Annotated in this window: 18 protein-coding genes; 11 read left to right on the top strand and 7 right to left on the bottom strand. The window is 72.8% G+C overall.

Going from position 1 to position 22,013, the window contains the following annotated elements; translation table 11 throughout:
• The first annotated feature begins 231 nt into the window (after positions 1-231).
• From GA0070604_RS01725 to GA0070604_RS01715, 3 genes are all read left to right on the top strand, one after another.
• Positions 232-2,541, top strand: coding sequence for an immune inhibitor A domain-containing protein (locus GA0070604_RS01725; RefSeq protein ID WP_167363381.1), 2,310 nt, complete (start codon positions 232-234; stop codon positions 2,539-2,541).
• 281 nt (positions 2,542-2,822) lie between these two features.
• The gene (locus tag GA0070604_RS01720) at positions 2,823-5,225 is read left to right on the top strand and encodes an immune inhibitor A domain-containing protein (protein WP_091113050.1); all 2,403 of its coding nucleotides are present in this window, start codon (positions 2,823-2,825) and stop codon (positions 5,223-5,225) included.
• A gap of 190 nt (positions 5,226-5,415) precedes the next feature.
• Positions 5,416-6,348, top strand: coding sequence for an alpha/beta fold hydrolase (locus tag GA0070604_RS01715; RefSeq protein ID WP_091113046.1), 933 nt, complete (start codon positions 5,416-5,418; stop codon positions 6,346-6,348).
• 1 nt (position 6,349) lies between these two features.
• On the opposite strand, the gene GA0070604_RS01710 is transcribed toward GA0070604_RS01715, so the two are convergent.
• Together GA0070604_RS01710 and GA0070604_RS01705 are read right to left on the bottom strand one after the other, a co-directional pair.
• Positions 6,350-6,715: a hypothetical protein gene (locus GA0070604_RS01710; protein ID WP_091113040.1), complete on the bottom strand. Its 366-nt coding sequence runs from the start codon at positions 6,713-6,715 to the stop codon at positions 6,350-6,352.
• Positions 6,712-9,450, bottom strand: coding sequence for an SseB family protein (locus GA0070604_RS01705; RefSeq protein ID WP_091126833.1), 2,739 nt, complete (start codon positions 9,448-9,450; stop codon positions 6,712-6,714). The genes GA0070604_RS01710 and GA0070604_RS01705 overlap by 4 nt, the downstream gene beginning before the upstream one ends.
• 151 nt (positions 9,451-9,601) lie before the next feature.
• Here GA0070604_RS01705 and mycP point away from each other — a divergent pair, with 151 nt between their 5' ends.
• Positions 9,602-10,807 (top strand): type VII secretion-associated serine protease mycosin, encoded by a 1,206-nt coding sequence (mycP, locus tag GA0070604_RS01700; RefSeq protein ID WP_091113037.1) that lies wholly within the window; start codon positions 9,602-9,604, stop codon positions 10,805-10,807.
• 238 nt (positions 10,808-11,045) lie between these two features.
• Here the strand turns inward: mycP and GA0070604_RS01695 are convergent, their stop codons facing one another.
• The gene (locus GA0070604_RS01695; RefSeq protein WP_091113035.1) at positions 11,046-11,339 is read right to left on the bottom strand and encodes a WXG100 family type VII secretion target; all 294 of its coding nucleotides are present in this window, start codon (positions 11,337-11,339) and stop codon (positions 11,046-11,048) included.
• A gap of 18 nt (positions 11,340-11,357) precedes the next feature.
• Complete coding sequence (locus GA0070604_RS01690) at positions 11,358-11,675, bottom strand: WXG100 family type VII secretion target (protein ID WP_091126832.1); 318 nt, start codon at positions 11,673-11,675, stop codon at positions 11,358-11,360.
• A gap of 234 nt (positions 11,676-11,909) precedes the next feature.
• Between GA0070604_RS01690 and eccE the strand changes: the two genes are divergently transcribed.
• The 5 genes from eccE to rarD all read left to right on the top strand — a co-directional run bounded on the left by eccE (position 11,910) and on the right by rarD (position 16,206).
• On the top strand, positions 11,910-13,718 hold the full coding sequence (gene eccE, locus GA0070604_RS01685) for a type VII secretion protein EccE (RefSeq protein WP_091113032.1): 1,809 nt from the start codon (positions 11,910-11,912) through the stop codon (positions 13,716-13,718).
• A 65-nt stretch (positions 13,719-13,783) separates the two neighbouring features.
• A complete protein-coding gene (locus GA0070604_RS01680; protein WP_091113028.1) occupies positions 13,784-14,170 on the top strand; it encodes a phage holin family protein in 387 nt (128 codons plus the stop codon).
• A gap of 80 nt (positions 14,171-14,250) precedes the next feature.
• On the top strand, positions 14,251-14,676 hold the full coding sequence (locus tag GA0070604_RS01675) for a GNAT family N-acetyltransferase (RefSeq protein ID WP_091113024.1): 426 nt from the start codon (positions 14,251-14,253) through the stop codon (positions 14,674-14,676).
• Between the two features lie 118 nt (positions 14,677-14,794).
• Entirely contained in the window at positions 14,795-15,283 is a 489-nt protein-coding gene (locus GA0070604_RS01670; protein ID WP_091113021.1) for a GNAT family N-acetyltransferase, read from the top strand.
• Positions 15,280-16,206 carry an EamA family transporter RarD gene (rarD, locus tag GA0070604_RS01665; RefSeq protein ID WP_091113019.1) on the top strand — a complete coding sequence of 309 codons (927 nt, stop codon included), beginning with the start codon at positions 15,280-15,282 and terminating at the stop codon, positions 16,204-16,206. The genes GA0070604_RS01670 and rarD overlap by 4 nt, the downstream gene beginning before the upstream one ends.
• A gap of 8 nt (positions 16,207-16,214) precedes the next feature.
• On the opposite strand, the gene GA0070604_RS01660 is transcribed toward rarD, so the two are convergent.
• Together GA0070604_RS01660 and GA0070604_RS01655 are read right to left on the bottom strand one after the other, a co-directional pair.
• Positions 16,215-16,904 (bottom strand): anti-sigma factor family protein, encoded by a 690-nt coding sequence (locus GA0070604_RS01660; RefSeq protein WP_091113014.1) that lies wholly within the window; start codon positions 16,902-16,904, stop codon positions 16,215-16,217.
• Positions 16,901-17,395 (bottom strand): sigma-70 family RNA polymerase sigma factor, encoded by a 495-nt coding sequence (locus tag GA0070604_RS01655; protein WP_244162142.1) that lies wholly within the window; start codon positions 17,393-17,395, stop codon positions 16,901-16,903. The genes GA0070604_RS01660 and GA0070604_RS01655 overlap by 4 nt, the downstream gene beginning before the upstream one ends.
• Positions 17,396-17,632: 237 nt before the next feature.
• Between GA0070604_RS01655 and GA0070604_RS01650 the strand changes: the two genes are divergently transcribed.
• Positions 17,633-19,741: a PhoX family protein gene (locus GA0070604_RS01650; RefSeq protein WP_091113008.1), complete on the top strand. Its 2,109-nt coding sequence runs from the start codon at positions 17,633-17,635 to the stop codon at positions 19,739-19,741.
• Positions 19,742-19,825: 84 nt separating this feature from the next.
• Here GA0070604_RS01650 and GA0070604_RS01645 read toward each other — a convergent pair whose 3' ends face one another.
• The gene (locus GA0070604_RS01645; protein ID WP_091113003.1) at positions 19,826-20,608 is read right to left on the bottom strand and encodes an IclR family transcriptional regulator; all 783 of its coding nucleotides are present in this window, start codon (positions 20,606-20,608) and stop codon (positions 19,826-19,828) included.
• 154 nt (positions 20,609-20,762) lie between these two features.
• On the opposite strand from GA0070604_RS01645, the gene GA0070604_RS01640 reads away from it, so the two are divergent.
• On the top strand, positions 20,763-21,968 hold the full coding sequence (locus GA0070604_RS01640) for an MFS transporter (RefSeq protein ID WP_091112999.1): 1,206 nt from the start codon (positions 20,763-20,765) through the stop codon (positions 21,966-21,968).
• The last annotated feature ends 45 nt before the right edge of the window (positions 21,969-22,013 follow it).

The raw sequence follows: 22,013 nt of genomic DNA, 5'->3' as shown, positions 1-22,013 counted from the left end.
GGATGCCACAACCAACCGTCACGCAGCGTGACCGTTGTCAAAACGTAACGTGAATCGGCGCCGAATCACTGGGGGATCTGATCCCTATTTAGCCGGATATGAAGGCCGCCCGGAGTGGCAACTGGCCGGTGACAAGGGTCCATGCCTCTGCCATTGTGGGTGGCGCATGTCATGACAGTGATGGCTATAGCCGCTCCTGTCATGTAACAGATCCACAAAGGAGGAGGACCTTTGAGGAGACGAGTCACAGCGGGCCTGGCCGCGACGGCGGCCGCCCTGCTGGCAGCCGGTGTCGTCACGGCGCCGGCGTCCGCCGCCCCGGCGGCCGAGCCCGCCCCCGGCGTTGACAACGCGAAGCTCGGCAAGAAGGACAGCCTCCCGGACCCGAAGGCGGATCAGCACCGGGAGGTCCGCAAGCAGGCCATCGCCGACCTGTTGAAGGGCAAGGCGAAGCTTCAGACGCGCAACGGCTCCAAGGTCATCCAGATGAAGGACGACCTGTTCGTCGAGTACCAGCAGGCACCGAAGGTCGACCCGATCTTCACGATGCTGGTCAACTTCGGCGACAAGACCGACCCGCGTACCGGCGGCACACCCGGCCCGGTGGTCAACCAGATCCCCGAGCCGGACCGCAACTGGGACGGCAGCGCGACGGACGACAACAGCACCACGTGGCGCCCCGACTTCCACCGCGAGCACTACACGGACATGTTCTACGGTCCGAACGAGTCGATGCGGGACTTCTACCTGAAGCAGTCCGGTGGTCGGTACACGGTCGGCGGCGACGTCAGCGACTGGATCACCGTGCCGTACAACGAGGCCCGGTACGGCAGCAACGAGATCTCCGACGCCGACGGCTCCTGGAACTTCATCAAGGACAGCGCCACGTCCTGGTATGACGCCCAGATCAAGGCCGGCAAGACGCCGCAGCAGATCAAGGACTACCTGGCCCAGTTCGACGTCTGGGACCGGTACGACTACGACGGCGACGGCGACTTCAACGAGCCCGACGGCTACATCGACCACTTCCAGGCGGTGCACGCCGGTGAGGGCGAGGAGGCCGGCGGCGGCGCCCAGGGCGAGGACGCCATCTGGTCGCACCGCTGGGCCGCGTTCCCGAACCTTGAGGGCAAGGCCGGCCCGGCCGGCAATCTCGCGGGCGGCGTGCAGATCGGCGACACCGGGTTCTGGATCCGTGACTACACCACGGAGCCGGAGAACGGCGGCCTGGGCGTCTTCGCCCACGAGTACGGTCACGACCTCGGTCTGCCGGACCTGTACGACACCGTCGGTGGCGACAACGGCGTCGGCTTCTGGAGCCTGATGGCTTCGGGCTCGTGGCTCGGCCACGGCGTCGACGACATCGGCTCGACCCCGGGCTACATGGACCCGTGGTCGAAGCTCTACCTCGGCTGGCTGAACCACTCGGTGGTCGAGGAGAAGAGCGGCGCCACCAAGGTGACGCTCGGGCCGGCGGGCGACAGCGACGGGCCGAAGGCTCAGGCGGTCGTGGTGAACCTGCCCTCGCAGACCCAGACCACGAACTACAACACGCCGTTCGGCGGGTCGTACGAGTGGTGGGGCGGCAGCGCGGACGACCTGAACTCCACGCTGACCCGCACCCTGGACCTGACCGGCGCGACCTCCGCGTCGATCACCGCGAAGGCACAGTGGGACATCGAGGAGGACTACGACTTCCTCTACGCCGAGGTGTCCACCGACGGTGGCGCCACCTGGCACTCGCTGAGCAACTCGCTCATCGACGCCGGCGAGACCGGTGTCGACGGCTCCACCAGCGGCGCGTGGGTCGACCTGACCTACGACCTGTCGGCGTACGCCGGGCAGACCGTGACGTTCCGCTACCGCTACGCAACCGACGGCGGCGTGCACCTGGCGGGCCCGTTCCTGGACAACATCGCGCTGACCAAGAACGGCGCCGTCACCTGGACCGATGACGCGGAGACCCTGGCCGCGGAGTGGACCGCCAAGGGCTGGACCCGGATCACCGGCTCGGTGACCGCCACCTACCCCCGCTTCTACATCGCCGAGAACCGGACCTACTTCGGTTACGACGACACGCTGCGGACCGGTGGGTACAACTTCGGCTGGCTCAACACCCGGCCGAACTTCGTGGAGCGGTTCTCGAACCACCCCGGCATGCTGGTGTGGTACGTCAACTACGCGTACGGCGACAACAACACGTCGCAGCACCCGGGCTACGGTCTCAACCTGCCGGTCGACGTCCGGTCGCAGAAGATCAACGTCCCCGGCCAGGGCACCATCACCAACCGGCGGGGCGGCTACGACGCGACGTTCAGCCTGTACGCCAAGCCGGCCCAGACCTTCCACAAGAACGGTGTGGCGGTCACCGTCCCGGCGCTCGCCCCGCAGCCGGTCTTCGACGACAGCGGTATCGGGACGTACTGGAACTCGGGCAACGCGTGGAACTCGGTGAAGGTTGCCGGCACCGGCACCCGGATCCAGATCCTGGAGCAGGGCACCACCCCGACCAGCGACATGGTCGTCAAGATCACCAACTGATCGGTTAGCAGCGGACCGGAAGGGGCCGGCGGCGGCGACGCCACCGGCCCCTTTCGCGTACCCGTCCGCCTCGCCGGCGACGACTCGATCGGCCGACGCGGATGTGACGGTGAGGAGTTACGCCGGCAAAAATTTGCTACAAATCGATGCGCGCCTTCTTCCCACCGGTCACCGGAGTGTCTATCTTCACCATTGGTCCCACTAGTGGGACGTCTGCACCGGCCCGTACCCCCGTTGGGCCGGTTCCCTCACACCGGAGGTACCACGTGCGCAAAGTCGCAGTGGGTCTGCTCGGGCTTTCGCTGACCGCGACGGGACTGGTGGCGGGCACGGCCGCCAGCGCCGCGCCGGCCGCGAAGGTGCCGGCCGCCGCCCCGTCGGTGGCCGAGCCCGCCCGAGCCGACCACGACCTTCCCAACCCGCTGGAGGAGAAGCGCCGGGCCCTGCGCCAGGAGGGCCTGAGCGAGGTCCTCTCCGGCCGGGCGAAGGCCGAGAAGATCAACGGCAGCACGGTCGTCAAGGTCGGCGAGAAGGCCGCCAAGGGGCCCAAGGCGGGTAAGAACGCCAAGAGCACCAAGGCCGGCAAGGGCCCGACCCAGGACCAGTACGTCGAGCTGTCGCGCGAGAAGACCGACCAGATCTTCGTGATCCTCGCCGAGTTCGGCAACGAGCGGCACCCGAGCTACCCGGACCAGGACACCGACCCGAACACCGAGGGCCCGACCCGGTTCGACGGGCCGCTGCGCAACGAGATCCCCCAGCCCGACCGCGCGGTGGACAACTCCACCGTCTGGCAGCCGGACTACAACGCCGACCACTACCGCCAGCTCTACTTCGGCACCGACCCGGGCGGCGAGTCGCTGAAGCAGTACTACGAGGCCCAGTCCTCGGGTCGCTACAGCGTGGACGGCGAGGTCACCAACTGGGTCAAGGTGCGGTACAACGAGGCGCGCTACGGCCGCTCCAACGGCTACCCGTGCGCCTCGAACGTCTGCACCAACACCTGGGCGCTGGTCCGCGACGCCGCCAACCAGTGGGTCGCCGACCAGAAGGCGCAGGGCCGGTCGACCGCGGAGATCGCCGCCGACGTGCGGGCGATGGACCAGTGGGACCGGTACGACCACGACGGCGACGGCGACTTCAACGAGCCGGACGGGTACATCGACCACTTCCAGATCGTCCACTCCGGCGGCGACCAGGCCGACGGTGACCCGCACCAGGGCGAGGACGCCATCTGGAGCCACCGCTGGTACGCGTACGCCTCGGACATCGGCAACACCGGCCCGGCCGACAACCCGCTGGGCGGCACCGAGATCGGCGACACCGGCGTCTGGATCGGCGACTACACCATCCAGCCCGAGAACGGTGGCCGCAGCGTCTTCTACCACGAGTACGGCCACGACCTCGGCCTGCCGGACGACTACAACATCAACAACGGCGGGGACAACAACAACGAGCACTGGACCCTGATGGCCCAGAGCCGCCTCGGCGACAAGAACGACGGCGGCATCGGCGAGCGCGGTGGCGACCTCGGCGCCTGGAACAAGCTCCAACTCGGCTGGCTCGACTACGAGGTCGTGGTGGCCGGCCAGAAGCGCACCCTGGAACTGGGCCCGCAGGAATACAACTCCACCAAGGCGCAGGCCGCGGTGGTGGTGCTCCCGCAGCGCGAGTACACCTTCCAGAACGGCAAGCCGTACGAGGGCACCAAGCAGTTCTTCTCGGGCAACGCCGACGACCTGAACAACACGATGACCCGGACCATCGACCTCACCGGGAAGAGCAGCGCCGCGCTCACCATGAAGGGTCGCTACACCATCGAAGAGGACTACGACTACCTCTTCTTCGAGGCGTCCACCGACGGTGGCCAGACCTGGTCGACCCTGCCGGGCACGGCCAACGGCACCGCCCTCAAGGAGATCTCGGCCGGACGCTTCGCCCTGGACGGCTCCAGCGACGGGCAGTGGGTCGACGTCGACATCCCGCTGAGCTCCCTCGCCGGCAAGGTCGTGCAGTTCCGGCTGCGCTACCAGACCGACGGTGGCCTCTCCGCCGGTGGCTTCTACGGTGACGCGATCACCGTGACCGCCGACGGGCAGACGCTGCTCAGCGACGGTGCCGAGGCGGGCGCCAGCGGCTGGACCCTCGGCGGTTGGAGCATCGTCGAGGAGACCTACCAGCGGAAGTTCGACAACTACTACATCGCCGGCAACCGGTCGTACGTCTCGTACGACAAGTACCTGAAGACCGGCCCGTACTACTTCGGCTACCTGAACACCCGCCCGGACTACGTGGACCACTACGCGTACCAGGAAGGGCTGCTCATCTCCTACTGGAACCTCCGGTGGGCCGACAACGACACGTTCGACCACCCGGGTGAGGGTCGTAACCTGATCATCGACGCGCACCCGCAGCCGATCTACAACCTGACCGGCAACCCGTGGCGGGCCCGCGTCCAGGTCTACGACGCCCCGTTCAGCCTGAACAAGGCCGACTCGGTCACCCTGCACATCAACGGCCAGGCCCAGTACATCCGGGGCCAGGACGCGCAGCCGGTGTTCAACGACACCAAGCAGTACTGGTACCCGGAGCTACCGAACCACGGCGTCAAGCTCCCGGCCGTCGGCGTCAAGATCACGGTTCAGCAGCAGAAGGGCACCTCGATGAAGGTGAAGTTCTCCTGAACCACTGATCGGTACGACCGCGCACCACCCGATGCCCGGGCAGGTCACCTGCCCGGGCATCGCCCTCGGCGTAACCGGCATCCCGGCCGGCCCACCCCCGAACCGGGCCCTCCGGTGGTCTCCCGGAGAATCCCCTGATCCTCGCCACCTGCGCAGCTACCGGCGCGATGCCGGCCCTAGGCTGTGCCACATGACCGACCAGCGAAGCGGACCCGTCGACGAGTCCTGCGTCCTCCCCGACGGGCCGTGGACGCACCGGTTCGTCGGCGCCAACGGGAGCCGCTTCCACGTCGTCGAGGCCGGTGCCGGCCCGATGGTGCTCTTCCTCCACGGCTTTCCCGAATACTGGCTGGCCTGGCAGGAGCTGCTGCCGGCGGTCGCCGACGCGGGGTTCCGGGCGGTCGCCATGGACCTGCGCGGGTACGGCGCGAGCGACAAGCCACCCCGGGGATACGACGGCTACACACTCGCCGCCGACGTGGCCGGGCTGATCCGGGCGCTCGGCGAACGGTCGGCGACCCTGGTCGGCTCCGGGGCCGGCGGCCTCATCGCCTGGACCGCCGCCTCGTTCCACCCCAGCCTGGTCCGGCGGCTGGTGGTGCTCGGAGCGCCGCACCCGCTCCGGCTGCGGGCCGCCATCTTCGCCGACCCGCGCGGCCAGTTCGCCGCCTCCACCCCGACCCTGAAGTTCCAGCTTCCCCGGTACGAGCACGTGCTGACCCGGGACGACGCCGCCGAGGTGGAGGCGATCCTGCGCCGCTGGGGCGGGCCGCGCTGGGTGAACGGCCCCGACTTCGCGGCGTACGCCCGGAGTTGCCGGGAGGCGATGCAGATCCCGCAGGCGGCCTTCTGCGCCATGGAGGGCTACCGGTGGGCGTTCCGGTCGGTGCTGCGGCTGCACGGCTACCGGTTCGTCAAGCTGATGCAGCGGCCGCTGGTCACGCCGACCCTCCAACTGCACGGCGCGCTCGACCGGTCGTCCCTGCCGCGTACCGCCCAGGGCTCGGGCCGCTACGTGACCGCCCCGTACGAGTGGCGGCTGCTCGACGGGGTCGGGCACTTCCCGCACGTGGAGGCCCCGGACGTGGTGCTCGGGGAGATCCTGCGCTGGGCGAAGTCCTGACTCACACCCGCTGCTCGCGCAGATCGGCGACCTCGTTCGCCGGCGCCCAGCCCTGGTAGACCCCGAAGTCGAAGGCTTCGAGCCCCAACGCGCGGGCCACCGGCCACCGGCCACCGGTGTACTCCACCCGCAGCCAGCCGTCCTGCTCGGCCAGCACGATGAACGGCTGCCCCTGCCAGGTGCAGGTGGTCCGGACGTACGCCAGCTCGTCGACCTCGGCGGCCGGCACCACCCGGACGTGCCGGCCGGGGCGTACCTCCTCGAAGCCCTCGCCCGGCCCGGGCTGGTAGAGGCGGACGTCGTCGCCGTCCGGGCTGGCCTGGTACTCCCGGCCCCGCCAGCGGGCCACGTAGCCGTCGCGGGTCACGAGTCACCGACCCGTCGCCAGCGCAGCGCGTCGGTGTCCAGGATCGCCACCACCCGGTCACTGCCGTCCGCGCCGATCCGGCACAGTTGCGCACCGTGCGGCAGCCGGGCGCTGTCCACCTTGAACTCGGCGACCACGTCGCTGCTCTCCCCCGGCGCGAAACCGTTGCCACGGAACGGCGGACGCTCGATCACCCAGCCCTCCATCGCTCGCATCGCGGCCTCGTTCTGCCCGCCGTACGGGATGCGGTAGAGGCTCGGCCGGTACGCCGGCCAGCGCAGCACGTAGATCTCCTCGGCGTCCCGGGAGAACGGCGATTCGGGGTGACCCAGACCGAGCGCGTCGTAGAGCTGCGCCGGAGTGCTCAAATGGGCCAGCTCGCCGGCCCGGTGCACGAAGCCGGACACCCGGTCGTAGCCACGCTCCAGATAGTAGGCAAGCTGACTCGGGGCGAGCGCCTTCTGCATCGTCACCGGCCGGTTCGGGTCGGCGGGCGGCGCGGTGGGCCGGACCACCGAGGTGGGTTCGGCCTCGGCGACCGGCTGTTCCGGCTCGCCCTCCGCGTCGTCGCCGAGCCCCACCTCGGCGGCCCAGTTGGCCAGCGCGACGACCTGCTCGCCGGGATACTTCGCCCCGACCGGGGTGCCCGGATTCACCGCGAATGACCAGCTCTCGTCCGGCCAGCGGCGGATGAGCTGGACGAACTTCACGCGTACGGTGTCGACCGACGCGTCGACGCGGTCGGCCAGCCGCTCCGGTGAGGTGTAGACCACCACGTACGTCTCGCCGTCGAGCTGCTCCGTCCGCCAGACGAAGCCGAGGTCGCCGGGGCGGCTCCCCGGCGCGGAGTCGGCCGCGACGGGCAACAGCACCCGGGCCAGCAGCAGGGTGGAGAGGAAGCCGTCGGTGCTGCCGCTGCCCGCCGCACCGAGCAGTTCCTCCTCGACCTCGTTGGCCGCCACGAAGTTGGGCGGCGTCGGCTCCGGCGGCGTCGGCTCCGGTCCGGCGGACACCACCGGCTCCGCCGCGGGCGCGGCAGGCGACGCAGCCGGCGCAGGCGCCTCGAACAACGAAACTGTCGGCTCGGCGGGCGGCTCGGGCACCTCGAACAACGAAACCGTCGGCTCAGCGGGCGGCTCGATCGTGATCGGCACGGTGGGGTCGGCGGGGCCGGCCCAGGGCGCGCCTGGCCCGTCGCCGTCGGTCCGGAACGGCGAGCCGGCCGCGGTCGCCATCGCGGAGGTGGCGTCGGGAACGGCCGGCACCGCGTACGGCTCGGACGCCGCGTCGGGGGCCGGGGCGATCCGGGTCGGCTCCTCGGACCCGGTGAGGTCCCGGGACTCGATCACGGTGCCCTCGATGACGATCGGCTTGAAACCCTGGTGCGGCGTGGGCGGGCCGGGCACCGGTTCGGCGACCGACGGGGGCAGTTCCTCCGTCTCGGCCGGCGCGAAGGCCCCGCCCCCGGGACGAATCGGTTGGGTCCGCTCGTCCGCACCCGACCCGTCGCCGACGGCGAGGTGCGGACGGGGCAGCGCCTGGGTCGCCTCCTCCCCTGGGGCCGCGGCGGGTCGGAAGGGCACGGCCGCTTCCCCCGGGCGCAGCGCCTGCGTGGCCTCCCCGGCGTCCACTCCCAACGGCCGGGTGGGCCGCTCCGGAACCGGCTCGCTCAGCGGGCGGCGGCGGGGAAACGGCTGGCCACCCTGGGCGAGTCGGGACGGCGGAACAGCAGGCTCACCGGGCCGGTGCACCGGGTCCGGGGAGGACAGCCGGCGCGATGAGCGGCTCGATGCGGGCTCGAAGAACGACCGGGCGGGGGCTGGCGCGGGCTCGCCGGACCGGTCGTTCGCCGAACCGGTACGCCCGGCGTCGGCGAACGGGTCCGGCTCGCCCGGACGCCGGCGGAGGTCGTTGAGCCAGCCGGAAAGGCTGTCGGAGCCGAGCGCGGACCGACCACCGGCTGGGGCGCCGCCAGCGGAAGCGGTGTGCGGTCGGGCGGGCCACCCGTCGCGGGCCGGTCCGTCATCGCCGGGACGCCGGTTGGGCGGTGTCGGCTTGTCGGCCGCCGGCTCCGCCCCCTGGACCGCCGGTGGACCGACCGGTCCGGCCGCGCGGGGCACGGCGGGCCGGGCGGCCGGCGTGGGGATCGGCACCGTCAACGGCTCGTCCCCGGCCGCCGGGGTGCGGCCGCCCGAGTTGACTGGGACCGGCGCGGCAGGTGCTCGCCCTGCGAACGCGTCGGGGAGCGACGCCGTCGTGGCGTCCGGGCCGGGTGTGCCGGTGCCGGCGCGCAGCCGGGCGGCCGTCTCCACCCGTTCCAGGCGGGCGCGGGCACCCATGGTCCGGCCCGGCAGCCGGACGTCGCCCCGGGAGAGCTGCGCCACGTACCAGGCGGGCAGGTAGCCCTCGATCGGCAGGCCGGGATTGACGGCCAGCCACCACTCGTGGTTCGGCCATCCGGCGGCCAGTTCCGCGTACGGGACGCGGCGGGTGGCACCGGCGTTCCCGCCCAGGGAGGCCCGCAACGCGGCGACGGAGGTGAAGGCGAGGATGTGCGTCCGGCCGCCGGTGGTCCAGGTGCCCCAGCCCACCGGGGTCCGCCCAGGTGCCTCGGCGGCGACCGGCAGCAGCAGATCGACGCGGGTCAGGATGCGGAAGTAGAGCTGCTGGTCCTGCGCACGCAACGCGTCCCGCATCGCCACCTCGGCCTCGGTGGCCGGCTCCCATCCGGTCACGGCCACCTCTCCTTCAGCGAACAGGCCACAGGCATCGCCTACAACCTACAAGGTGGTAACAAGATCACAATGGTTGGCCGGCAGCCGTTCGTCGGGCCGTCTACGGGCGCTAACATCCTGTTCCGGAGCCGACACGTTACGGAGGCGGTCGATGTCCCGGCCCATCGCGCGACCGGCCCTGGCCGTCCTTGCGGCCGTCCTCACCGCCGTCCTTCCCGCCGGTCCGGCAGCGGCCCGGGCGCCGTCGTCCTGCGCCACACCGCCCGCACCGGCCCGCCCGGTGGCGGACCCGCCATGGCCCCAGCAACGGTACGCGCCGGACCGCCTCGCCCCGCTCGCCACCGGCGCCGGAGTGACCGTCGCGGTGGTCGACTCCGGGGTGGACCGGACTCATCCGCAGCTCGCCGGGCGGGTGCTCGCCGGCGCCGACTTCCTCGACGCGGGCGGCAACGGCACCCGGGACTGCGCCGGACACGGCACCGGGGTGGCGAGCATCATCGCGGCGACACCCCGGCCGGGAGTGGCGTTCCGGGGGCTCGCCCCGGGCGTCCGCATCCTGCCGGTACGGGTCAGCGAGCAGCAGGTGGTCGACGGGCGGGAGTCGGGGCGTACGGTCGGCGCGGCCGACTTCGCCCGGGCCATCCGGTGGGCGGTGGACCACGACGCCGACGTGCTCAACCTCTCCGTCGTGCTGTACGCGGACAATCCCGCGGTCCGCCTCGCGATCGCCTACGCGGTGCGGCGTGACGTCGTCGTGGTGGCCGCCGCCGGCAACCTGCACGACAGCGGCAACCCCCGGCCGTACCCGGCCGCGTACGACGGGGTGCTCGGGGTCGGCGCGATCGGCGCGGACGGGGTCCGCTCCACGTTCTCCCAGACCGGCCCGTACGTCGACCTGCTGGCTCCCGGCAGCGACGTGCTGGTGGCGGCACCCGGGCAGGGCCACCGCCGGGCGGAGGGGACGAGCTACGCGGCGCCGTTCGTGGCCGCCACCGCCGCGTTGCTGCGGCAGTATCGCCCCAAACTGACCGCGGCCGAGGTGGCTCGGCGGATCGTGGACAGTGCCGACCCGGCCCCGGGAAGCGGTGACGGATCCGGCGCCGGTGTGCTGAACCCGTATCGAGCGGTCACCGAGTCGGCCGGGCCGGCGGTGGCGAGCCCGCGCCGGGGCGCGGCCCTGCCGGTGGAGCAGCCGGACCCGGCGGAGGTGGCGCAGCGGACGCGACGGGCGGCGGCCCGGGACCGGGCGCTGCTGGTGGCCGGCGCGACCGGGGCGGCGACCTGCGTGGTGGTGCTGCTCGCCGTGGTGCTGCCGCGCGGGGCCCGGCGCCGCTGGCGTCCGGCCGGCCCGGCCTGACCCACCGCCACGCGCCGCTCACGAACCGAAGACCGCCCGCCCGGGCGACCGGTGCCCGAACGGCAACGCCCCGACGCCGGCGCGCCCGGGCGACCGGCGCCGCTCGCCACCGGCCCCTGCCTGCCGCGCGCCACGCGTCCAGGGTCCGCGCCACCGTGAGAAGGCGGCGCCCACGGCCGAGGCCAGGTGGTGGCCTCTTCCCGGCGGCTGCGCGGACCCTGGACGCGGGCGGCGACGACTACTGGAACAGGTTGACGTTCCGCTTCTCGGTGTCGAGATAGTCGGCGGCGGAGTCCTCCACCGCCAGCTTGATGTCGCGCAGCATGGCCTGCAGGTCCTGCGAGGCGGCCCGCCACCGCGCCTGCCGCTGCTCGTACGCCTCGCGGGCCTCGCCGGCCCAGCTCGCGACCAGCGGCGCGGCGTCTCGTTCGAGCTGCCCGAGCTGGCTGTCTAGGGTGTTCAGCGCCTTCTGAATGTCCGCGCCGGCCTGCTGCAACGCGGCGAAGTTGACGACCAGCACACCGTGGTCCATCGGATCCGTCCTTCCCTGTCAGAGCGGCAGCTGGATGCTGCGGTGGAGGCCGGCGACCCGGCTGGCGGCCTCGGTGTCCGAGACGTCGTACTGCGCTCCGGCGGTGCGGATCGCGGTGGCCGTCTCGCGCAGGGCCCGCTGCAGCGCCGCCTGGTCCTGCGCCCACTGTTGCTTCACCTGCTCGAACGAGCGCCCACCGGCGCCTCGCCAGGCCTGCTGCAACACCTCCAACTCGGCCATCAGGCCGCTGAGCATGCTCTGCAACGACTGGTCCACCTGCTCGAACTTCGCGGCGGTCTGCTGCATCACCGCGGCTTCTGCCTGGGTCTGGGACACCCGGGACGTCACCTCGTCTCCTCGGTCGTGGCTGGTCGCCGCAACGACGACCACCGTGGACTCGCCGGGCGCGGATCCGGACTGGTGGGTGGAAACGACGCGCACTCGGCGGAACTCGTCGCTGACGGTAGTCGTCCGACTTCGGTTGTGCTACCCCCTCCACTCCCCTGTGGACAAAGGCGGCCTACCATGAGCCACGCCAACGTCACGCGACGAACAGGCGGAGGAGACGCGGTGACGGCGACCACGACCGAACGGCCGGCACCGACGCCCGGGCGGCCACCGCGGCGGATCCGTCCTGTGCCGGGCGTACGCGCCGGACAGGTGGCGGCGGCGCAGGTCGCGGTGGCGTTGCTGGCCGCGGCCGTCGGCCGGGGCGCGGCGGTCACCGTGGCCGCCGCGCTGTCGGCGGCACTGCTGCTGCCCGCCGCCTGGGTGCGGTTCCGTGGCCGGTGGCTCTACGAGTGGCTGCTGGTGGGGCTGGCGCACCTGACCCGCCGGCGAGCGCTGCCCGCGGCCTCCGGGGCGGGCGCGGTGCTGGAACTGGTGGCACCCGGAGCGACGGTCCGCCCGGTCGAACTCGCCGGCGATCCGGCCGCCGTGGTCGACGACGCCGACGGGTTGACCGCGTTGCTGGAGATCGGCGACCCTGGCGACCTGCTCGGCGACGGCCCGCAGTCCCTGCCCGCGCCGCGGGGCCTGCTGCCGCCACCGGGCCCGGAGAGCCCACCGGTCCGGCTCCAACTGCTGCTCTCCGCCTCTCCCGCCCCGGCGCCGGCCGCCGCACTGGGCACAGTCGGGACGTCGTACCGCCAGCTCACCGACGGGCGGCTGGCGGGCCGGGCCCGAGCGGTGCTGGCCGTCCGGGTGCTCCGGGCCGACGGCTGGTCGGACGAGGAGCTGCGCCGGGCCCTCTCCGGCACGGTCCGGCGCATCGTCCGCCGGCTCGGCCCGCTGGCCGGTCGGCCGCTGGGCGGAACGGCGGCGCTGCGGGTGATCGCCGAACTGGCCCACCACGACGCCGGGGCGCCGCTGCGCGAGAGCTGGTCGGCGCTGGCGGTCGGCGGGCTGGCGCAGGCCACCTGGCGGCTGCGGCGCTGGCCGGATCCGCGTGCCGACGGGGGCCGGCGGCTGGTGCCGCGGCTACTCGCGCTGCCGACCACCGCCACCACCGTCTCACTCTGCCTCGGTCCACGCGCCGGCGCCGACACCGCCCCGGTCCCGGCCGAGCTGACCGTACGCCTGGCCGCCGCGACCGCCGTGGAGCTGTCCACCGCCGAGCGGGCGCTGCGCCGGCTCGCCGGCGATCTCGGCGCGGAGCTCCGCCGGCTCGACGGCGAGCACCTGGTCGGCCTGGCCGCCACCCTGCCCCTGGTGGTGGCCCGGGCCGCCACCGCGCCGGCCCCGGCGGAGTTGGACGCGCTGGAACTCGGCATCGGCGAGTCCGGCCTGATGGTGGGCGCCAACCGGCAGGGCGGCCCGTTGACCGTACGCCTCTTCCGCCCCGGAACGACCCGGCTACTGCTCGTCGGCGGGGTACGCGCCGCGCAGCTCATGGCGCTGCGAGCGCTGGCGCTGGGCGCCCGGGTGGTGGTGCAGACCACCCGACCCCGGGTGTGGGAGCCGTTCGTGCGCGGAGTGGGCGGGCCGGGCGGGACGATGCCGCTGATCCCGCCCGGGCGGCCGGTCGGCGGCGCTCCGGGCTCGCCGCTGCACCCGTTGCTGCTGGTGGTCGACGCCGGGCCGGTGCCGGCCGAGGCGGGGCCGGAGGCGGCCTGGCGATCCGTCCTGGTGGTACGGGACGAGCTCACCCCGGCCGACACGGCGGCGCTGGCCCGGGCCGACCTGGCGATCCTGCAACCGCTCGATCCGGGCGAGGCGGCGCTGGCCGGTGCCGCCCTGGGCCTGGGCAGCTCGGCGGAGTGGCTCACCCGGATCCGGGACGAGATGGTCGCCGTGGTGAACCGCCGGGCGCTGCGCTGGGCGCTGCTGTCGCCGACGCCGATCGAGTCGCAGTTGGTCGGCCGCCCGCTCCGCCGCTGACCCGAACACGATCCGTTGATCACCACGGGTTCCGCAGCTGGACGGAGCGTGGCACGATCCCGGCCATGGATTTCCTGAAAGGTCTTCTGATCAGGCTGGCCTCGACGGCGGTGGCCTTCTGGCTGGCCACTCTGCTCATCCCGGGGATCACCCTGAGCACCGACACGGTCGCCGAGAAGGTGACCACGCTGGTGCTGGTGGCGGCGATCTTCGGGGTGGTCAACGCGGTGCTCCAGCCGATCATCAAGACCGTCGGCTGCGGCTTCTACCTGCTCACCCTCGGCCTGATCGCGCTGGTGGTCAACGGCCTGCTCTTCCTGTTGACGAGTTGGATCGCCGGCCAGGCCGGGCTGCCCTTCCACGTGGACGGCTTCTGGCCGGCCGCGGTGCTGGGCGCGCTCTTCGTCAGCCTCGTGACCTGGCTCCTCGGCACGGTCCTCGACCGCGACTGACGACCAACAGGCTGGATCTTGGACAGTTGCCGTACGCGGCGAACGGCAACTGTCCAAGATCTCCGAGGGCGGAGCGTGGCATGGCAGAATTTCAGGTGCGGGCGGGGACGAGCGAGGACGTCGAGGCGGTGCTGGCCTTCTGGCGACTCGCCGCCGAGGGCACCGACCGGCACGACACGGCGGAGGCGGTGCACCGGCTGGTCGCCCGTGACCCGCACGCCCTGCTGCTGGCGGTCGACCGGGGCGCGGTGGTCGGTTCGCTGATCGCGGGTTGGGACGGCTGGCGGGCGCATCTCTACCGATTCGCCGTCCACCCGGACCACCGCCGGCAGGGCATCGGCAGCGCGTTGCTGGCCGCCGCCGAGCTGCGCTTCGCCGGGCTCGGCGGCCGGCGCGTCGACGCGATGGTGCTCGACGGCAACGAGCTGGGCCGGCTGGCCTGGGCAGCCGCCGGCTACCGACGACAACCGGAGTGGCGGCGCTGGGTCAAGCCGCTGTCGCCGTGAACCGGCTGGTCCTGCTCGCCGGCGTCTCCGACACCGGCACGCCGTCCCGGCTGCCGGGCAGGCCAGTGGGCGGGAATTGGCTGGCGAGGGGCGGGGAGAGCGGTACTAGCGTGGCAGGGTGTTCACTCTGACCCGCCCTGACGGCTACCAGCTCAGCACCGATCCGGCCCGGCTCGACCTCGATCGGGTGCACCACTGGCTCGCGACCGACGCGTACTGGGCGATCGGGCGGGAGCGGGACGCGGTCGAGCGCGCCTTCGCCGGCTCGATCGGCTTCGGCGTCTACCGTCCGGGCGACGGGCAGCAGGTGGCGGTGGCCCGGGTGGTCACCGACCGCGCCACCTTCGCCTGGCTCTGCGACGTCTACGTGGACCGGTCCGAGCGGGGTCGTGGGCTGGGCACCTGGCTGGCCGGCGCGGTCCGCGACCACCTGGCCGAGCTGGGCGTACACCGGATCGTGCTGGCCACGAACGACGCGCACGGGGTATACGCGAAGATCGGCTTCGTCCCGGTCGAGCCCAACCGCTGGATGCAGCTCGACCAGCGGGTGAGCCAGGTCACCGGAAAGGAGCAACAGCCCCCTTCACCACTTACTGTGGAGGCGTGAACCAGACCCGCCTCGGTTACCTGTACGGTCTCGGCGCGTACCTGATCTGGGGCTTCTTCCCGATCTACCTGAAGCTGCTCCGGCCGGCCGGGCCGGTGGAGATCCTCGCCCACCGGATCGTCTGGTCGGTGGTCTTCGTGGCCCTCGTGCTGGCCGCGATGCGCAACATCGGCTTCCTGCGGGCGTTGGTCCGGCGGCCCCGGGCGCTCGCCGCCGTCGGCGCGGCCGCCGCGTTGATCGCCGTGAACTGGGGCACCTACATCTACGGGGTGAACTCCGACCGGGTGATCGAAACCGCCCTCGGTTACTTCATCAATCCGCTGGTCATCGTGCTGATCGGGGTCTTCCTGCTGCGCGAGCGGCTGCGCCCGGCGCAGTGGGCGGCGCTCGGCGTGGGCGGCCTCGCCGTCGTGGTGCTGACCGTCGACTACGGCCGGCCGCCCTACCTCGCGCTGGTGCTGGCCTTCAGCTTCGCCGGGTACGGCCTGGTCAAGAAGCGACTGGCGCTGCCCGCCGCGGAGGGGCTCTTCGTCGAGTCGGCCGTGCTGGCGCTGCCGGCGCTGGCCTACCTGGGCTGGCTGACCCGGGACGGCGCGGCGACGTTCGGGCACGTCTCCGCCGGGCACACCGCGCTGCTGGTGCTGGCCGGCGCGGCCACCGCGATCCCGCTGCTGTTCTTCGCCGGGGCGGCGAACCGGCTGCCGCTGTCCACCCTCGGCATGTTGCAGTACGTCGGTCCGATCCTCCAGCTCGGCTGCGGGGTGCTGGTCTACCACGAGCCGATGCCGCCGGCCCGGCTGGCCGGTTTCGCCCTGGTCTGGCTCGCGCTGGTGGTGTTCACCACGGACGCCCTCCGCACCGCCCGCCGCACCCGTGCCGCCGCCCGGTCCGCCACCACCCCGGTCCCCGCCCCGACCCACTGAACGGCGGATCAGCGGACGTCGTAGGCGAGCACGGCGGTGTCGTCGGCGCGCAGCAGTTCGAGGCGGACCAGCTCGCCCCGGGTGAACCGGGTGACGCCGGTGAACCGCACGTCGTCGCCGGGAGCGGCCAGCCAGGAGCCGACCTGCTCCGTCGCGCCGTCCGGTCCGTACGCCACCAGCCGGAAGGTGTACGCCTCGCGGTGCCCGGGCTGCCGGTCGTACCCGCAGCGCATGGTGACCTCGGTGCCCCAGTCGGCGTCGGTCAGCCCGATCTCGGCGTGCACCGGGGCCGGGCCGGCGACCGGTCGCATCGCGGCCACCGGCACCCGCGGAGCGGGCGGGGCGGCCGAGCGGAACAGGGCCGCCCCGCCGACCCCGACCAGCACGGCGAGGACGGCGGCGGCGAGCGTGGTCAGCGCGTATCGGCGTCGGGACCTCGACCGCTCGCGGCGCCGGCGGTCCCGCGCCGCGTCGAGCAGCGCGGGCACCCGGGAGGTCTCCGCCGCCGACGGCAGGAACTCCGCCAGCCCGGCCGGGTCGAGCCGCCCCAGCAGGCCGGGCAGCACGGCGATCTCGGCCACCGCCTCGCGGCAGGCGGCGCAGCCGGCCAGGTGCCGCTCGTAGGCGGCCCGTTCGGCGGGAGCGAGGGCACCCAGCACGTACGCGCCGTCGTCGTGCGCGAACTCGCAGCGGGTCATTCGGTCACCCCCATCTCGGCCAGCGCCAACCGTAGTGACCGCAGCGCGTAGTGGGTGCGTGACTTCACCGTGCCCGGCGGCACCCCCAGCCGCGCCGCGGCCTCCGCCACCGACCGCCCCTGATAGAAGCACTCGACCAGCACCTCTCGGTGGGTCGGGCTGAGCCGGTTCAGCGCCTCGGCCACGGTCCACGCCTCCACCGCGCGTTCCGCCTCGTCGACCGCCCCGGCGGGCTCGGGCAGCTCGTCGGTGTAGACCTCACCGACCCGGGCGGACCGGCGCCGCCAGGCGTCGATGGCCAGGTTCCGCGCGGTGGTGAAGAGCCAGGCTCGGACCGAGCCCCGCCCCGGGTCCAGCGACTCCGGGTGCCGCCAGGCCCGCAGCAGCGTCTCCTGCACCAGGTCCTCGGCACGTGCCCGGTCGCCGTTGACCAGCCGGAGGGCGTGCGCGAGGAGCGCGTCGGCGTGTTCGTCGTGCAGCGCGCGTAGCAGTTGGGCGTCGTGGTCGCTGATGGCGGTCTCCTCGCTCCCGTACGCGGGTCCAGGATGCCTTCGCCCGTGGATACGTGCGATGTCGCCGTTCGGTTCAGCCCGGCTCGCCCGCCGCGCAGTTGTTCACATCCGGTTCACGTCCGGGCCGATCTCAGCTCACCGCGCCCTGGCAGCCTCCGGCCCGTACGCGGGCGGGCGTCCCGGCCTGCCACCCACGTCCTACCAGGAGGCCCTTTCATGAGCGACCGTCCCCGGCTGCTCCCGTTGCTGGGTTCCACCCGCCACGGCAGCCGCGACGCCATGACCTGCCTGTACCGCTGCGGCAACGCCTGCGACCACCCGGTGCCGAACCCCTCGGACAACCCGTACTTCGGGGACCTGGTCGATGCCGAGGTCTCCCGCCGCGGTGTGGTGCGGGCCGGCGCGGTCGGCGCCCTGGTCCTCGGGTTCGGCGGGACCGTCGCGGGCGCCCTGGCCGGCGCGGCCCCGGCCGCCGCCGCGCCCGCCGCCCCGGCCGTTCCCGGCGCCGCCGCCCCGAACGGCGGGGTGGGCAGCGGCGCGCTGACCTTCAAGCCGATCCCGCCCAACCGGCTCGACACCCTGGTCGTCCCGAACGGGTACGACCACGCGGTCGTGATCAAGTGGGGTGACCCGGTCGTGCCGGGCGCGCCCGCGTTCGAGCTGCACGGCCAGACCGCCGCCGCCCAGGCGATGCAGTTCGGCTACAACAACGACTTCGTCGGCGTGCTGCCGATCGACCGGAAGCGGGCGCTGCTCGTGGTCAACCACGAGTACACCAACGAGGACCTGATGTTCCCCGGCTTCACCGGCCTGGACGCGCTCTCCGTGGAGCAGATCCGGGTGGCGATGGCCGCGCACGGCATGTCCGTGGTGGAGCTGGAGCGGGTGGAGAGCACCGGGCAGTGGCGGCCGGTGCGCAACGGCCGGAAGTACAACCGCCGGGTCACCGCGCTGGCCACGAAGTTCGAGCTGACCGGTCCGGCCGCCGGCTCGGCCTGGCTGTGCACCGCCGCCGACCCGAAGGGCCGTACGGTGGTCGGCACGCTGAACAACTGCGCCGGCGGGGTCACCCCCTGGGGCACGGTGCTCTCCGGCGAGGAGAACTTCAACCAGTACTTCGTCGGCGGCGACGGAGCGCCGGAGGTGCTCAAGCCCAAGCTGGCCCGGTACGGCATCCCGACCGACGTGCGGTACCCGAGCGGCAGCCGCAAGTGGGACCGTGCCGACGAGCGCTTCGACCTGGCGAAGCACCCGAACGAGGTGCACCGGTTCGGCTGGATCGTCGAGATCGACCCGTTCGATCCGGACAGCAGGCCGCGCAAGCACACCGCGCTGGGCCGGTTCAAGCACGAGGGCGCCAACGTCATCGTGGCGAAGGACGGCCGCGTGGTCGCGTACATGGGCGACGACGAGCGGTTCGACTACCTTTACAAGTTCGTCTCGGACAAGAAGTTCATGTCGGGCGGCTCCACGGTGGCCCGCCGGCACAACCTGACCCTGCTGGAATCCGGCACGCTCTACGTGGCCGCCCTGGCGGGCAACAGCGCCGCCGAGATCGACGGCACCGGCAAGCTCCCCTCCGACGGCGCCTTCGACGGCCGGGGCCGGTGGATCAAGCTGGTCAGCGGCAACCGCTCGTACGTCGACGGGATGACCGCGGCCGACGTGCTCACCTTCACCCGCCTCGCCGCGGACAGGGTCGGCGCGACGAAGATGGACCGCCCGGAGGACGTCGAGCCCAGCGAGCTCACCGGCAAGGTGTACGTGGCGCTGACCAACAACACCGACCGGGGCAAGTCCGGCAAGGCCGCCGCCGACGAGGCCAACCCGCGCAACCTCAACAAGCACGGGCAGATCCTGGAGCTGGTCGAGGACCGCGGCGACAACACCGCCGAGACCTTCGCCTGGTCGCTGCCGATCGTCTGTGGCGACCCGACCGACCCGTCCACCCACTTCGCCGGGTACGACAAGAGCAAGGTGTCGCCGATCTCCTGCCCGGACAACGTCGCCTTCGACGCCACCGGCAACCTCTGGATCGCCACCGACGGCAACGCCCTGGGCAGCAACGACGGCCTCTTCGCCACCGCGCTGGAGGGACCCGAGCGGGGCCACCTCAAGCAGTTCCTCACCGTGCCGTACGGCGCGGAGACCTGCGGCCCGTTCATCACGAAGGACAACCGTTCGGTCTTCGTGGCGGTGCAGCACCCGGGCGAGATCACCGGCGCGACGGTGGAGAACCCGGCTTCCACCTGGCCGGACGGCGACTTCGCCAAGCCGGGCGTCGTGGTCACCTGGCGCCTCGACGGTGGCCCGATCGGCAGCTGACCTCTCCTCCGGGCGGTTCGGCGCTGGACCGCCCCCGAAGGGCCTCTTCCCCCGCCGGGAAGGGGCCCTTCGGCATCACCGGGGTCAGTGCTCGGTGGCGAGGCCGTCGGCGATCGCGCGAGCTGCGCTGAGCAGCTTGGCCCGAACCACCCGGGCGGAGGTCATCATCTCGCCGGCCGGCAGCGCGCAGGCCAGCACCACCCGGCGCTCGATGTCCTTGTCCGGCGTGACCAGCACGGCCGCGCAGGCCACCCCCTGGCGGAACTGCCCCAGCTCCAGCTGCATGCCGCGCCGGTCACCGGCGGCCAGGTCGGCCTCGAACGCCTCGGCGGTGGTCAGGGTGGCGTTGGTGAACGGGCGCATGCCGTACTCGCGCAGGTAGCGGACGCGCTGGTCGGCGGTGAGCGTGGCGAGCAGGCTCTTGCCGAGGGCCGTGGCGTGCGCCCCCTCGTCGAAGCCCGGCACCAGGTCCTCCAGGTACGGCGAGCGCGGCCCCTCGGCGACCGCCGTGACCGCCACCTGGCCGCCGACGAAGCGGCCCAGGTAGTGGCTCCAGCCGGTGTCCGCCGCCGCCCGCCGCAGCGACTCGCCGACCGCCGGGGGCCCCCGGAACGCCGTCACCAGTTCCCGGTACCGGTCGGCCACCTCCAACCCGACGATGTACGTCCCGTCCTCCCGCCGGATCACGTAGCCCTCGTACGCCAGGGTGCGCACCAGGTGGTACGTGGTGGCGACGGTCAGCTCGCACCGACGGGCGATCTGCTTGACGGTGAGCCCCCTCGGCGCACGGCCGACCGACTCAAGCACTCGAAGCGCGCGGGAGACACTTCGGATCAGGTCCGAGGGTTCCGCCAAGGGGTCGCGCACAACCACCTCCGCCGCCGGGGACTTACACCATATGAAAAACAGGCCGGGTGCGAAATGCCTGTTCGGGTCGAGGATGCCAGATCACCGGGCACAGTCCGTACACCGACAGACACGATCAGCTGTCAAACTGTGACCGACGTAGGTTTGGCGCACCATGACCGACACCGCGCTGCGTCCCGCACCCCCCGCGTCCCGGCCCACCATCCGCGTCAGCGCGGGTGCCGTGGCCACCACGATCGCCTGCGTGCTGCCGGTCTTCCTGGTCGGCGGCCTCGCCGTGCAGATGGGCGACGATCTTCGGTTCTCCCCCGCCGGGCTGGGCCTGGCCGTGTCGGTCTACTTCGGGATCAGCGCGCTGGCGTCGGTCCCCTCCGGCGTGCTGGTGGAGCGGTACGGGCCGGCCGGGGTGGCCCGCGCCGGCGTCCTGCTCTCCGCCGGTTCGCTGCTGGCCGTGGCGGGGCTGGCCCGGTCGTACCCGGTGTTGGTCGGCCTGCTCGGGCTCAGCGCCGCCGCGAACGCGCTCGGGCAGTTGGCCAGCAACGCGGCGCTGGCCCGGCAGGTGCCCGCCCACCGGCAGGGGCTCTCCTTCGGCGTGAAGCAGGCGGCCATCCCCGTCTCCACCCTGCTGGCCGGAGTGGCGGTGCCCGCCATCGCGCTGACCGCCGGCTGGCGCTGGGCGTTCGTGGCCGCCGCCGCGGCGGCGCTGGCCGCGCTGCCGGCCGTGCCCGGGGCGGAGCGCGATCCGGGGCGGCGGTCGGCCACCGGGCGGGCGGGTGGGGCCGGCCTGGCGCTGGTGGTGGTCGGCCTGGCGGCCACCCTGGCGGCAGCCGCCGCGAACGCGCTGGGCACCTTCGTGGTCGACTCGTCGGCCGGGCGCGGGCTGTCCCCGGCCCTGGCCGGCCTCACCCTGACCCTGGGCAGCGCGGTCTGCGTGGTCGCCCGGGTCGGTGCCGGCTGGCTCGCCGACCGCTGGGAGACCGGGCACATCGCGCTGATCGCCGGGATGCTGGTGGTCGGCGCGGTCGGGCTGGCCCTGCTGGCCCTGGCCGGCTCCGGGCCGTTGGTGGCCGGCGTGGTGCTCGGCTTCGGGCTCGGCTGGGCCTGGCCCGGGCTGATGAACTTCGCGGTGGTCAAGCTCCACCCGCAGGCGCCGGCCGCCGCCACCTCGATCACCCAGACCGGGGTGTACGCGGGCGGCTGCCTCGGCCCGCTGGGCCTCGGCACCGTCGCCGGCCAGCTCGGCTACCCGACCATGTGGGCGACGGCCGCGATCGCCATGCTGCTGGCCGCCCTCCTCATGCTCCTCGGCGCCCGCCTCCTGCCCGGCCCCACCACCCCGGGCCCGGCCCCACTCGCGTGATCACGAGGTTGTCGCCCTGCCCCGGCGTGTCATGGACACGATCAC

This window comes from Micromonospora eburnea, assembly GCF_900090225.1.
Classification (GTDB): domain Bacteria; phylum Actinomycetota; class Actinomycetes; order Mycobacteriales; family Micromonosporaceae; genus Micromonospora; species Micromonospora eburnea.
The sequence above is the reverse complement of the archived record's forward strand: the minus strand, read 5'-3'. Positions and strand labels throughout refer to the sequence as shown.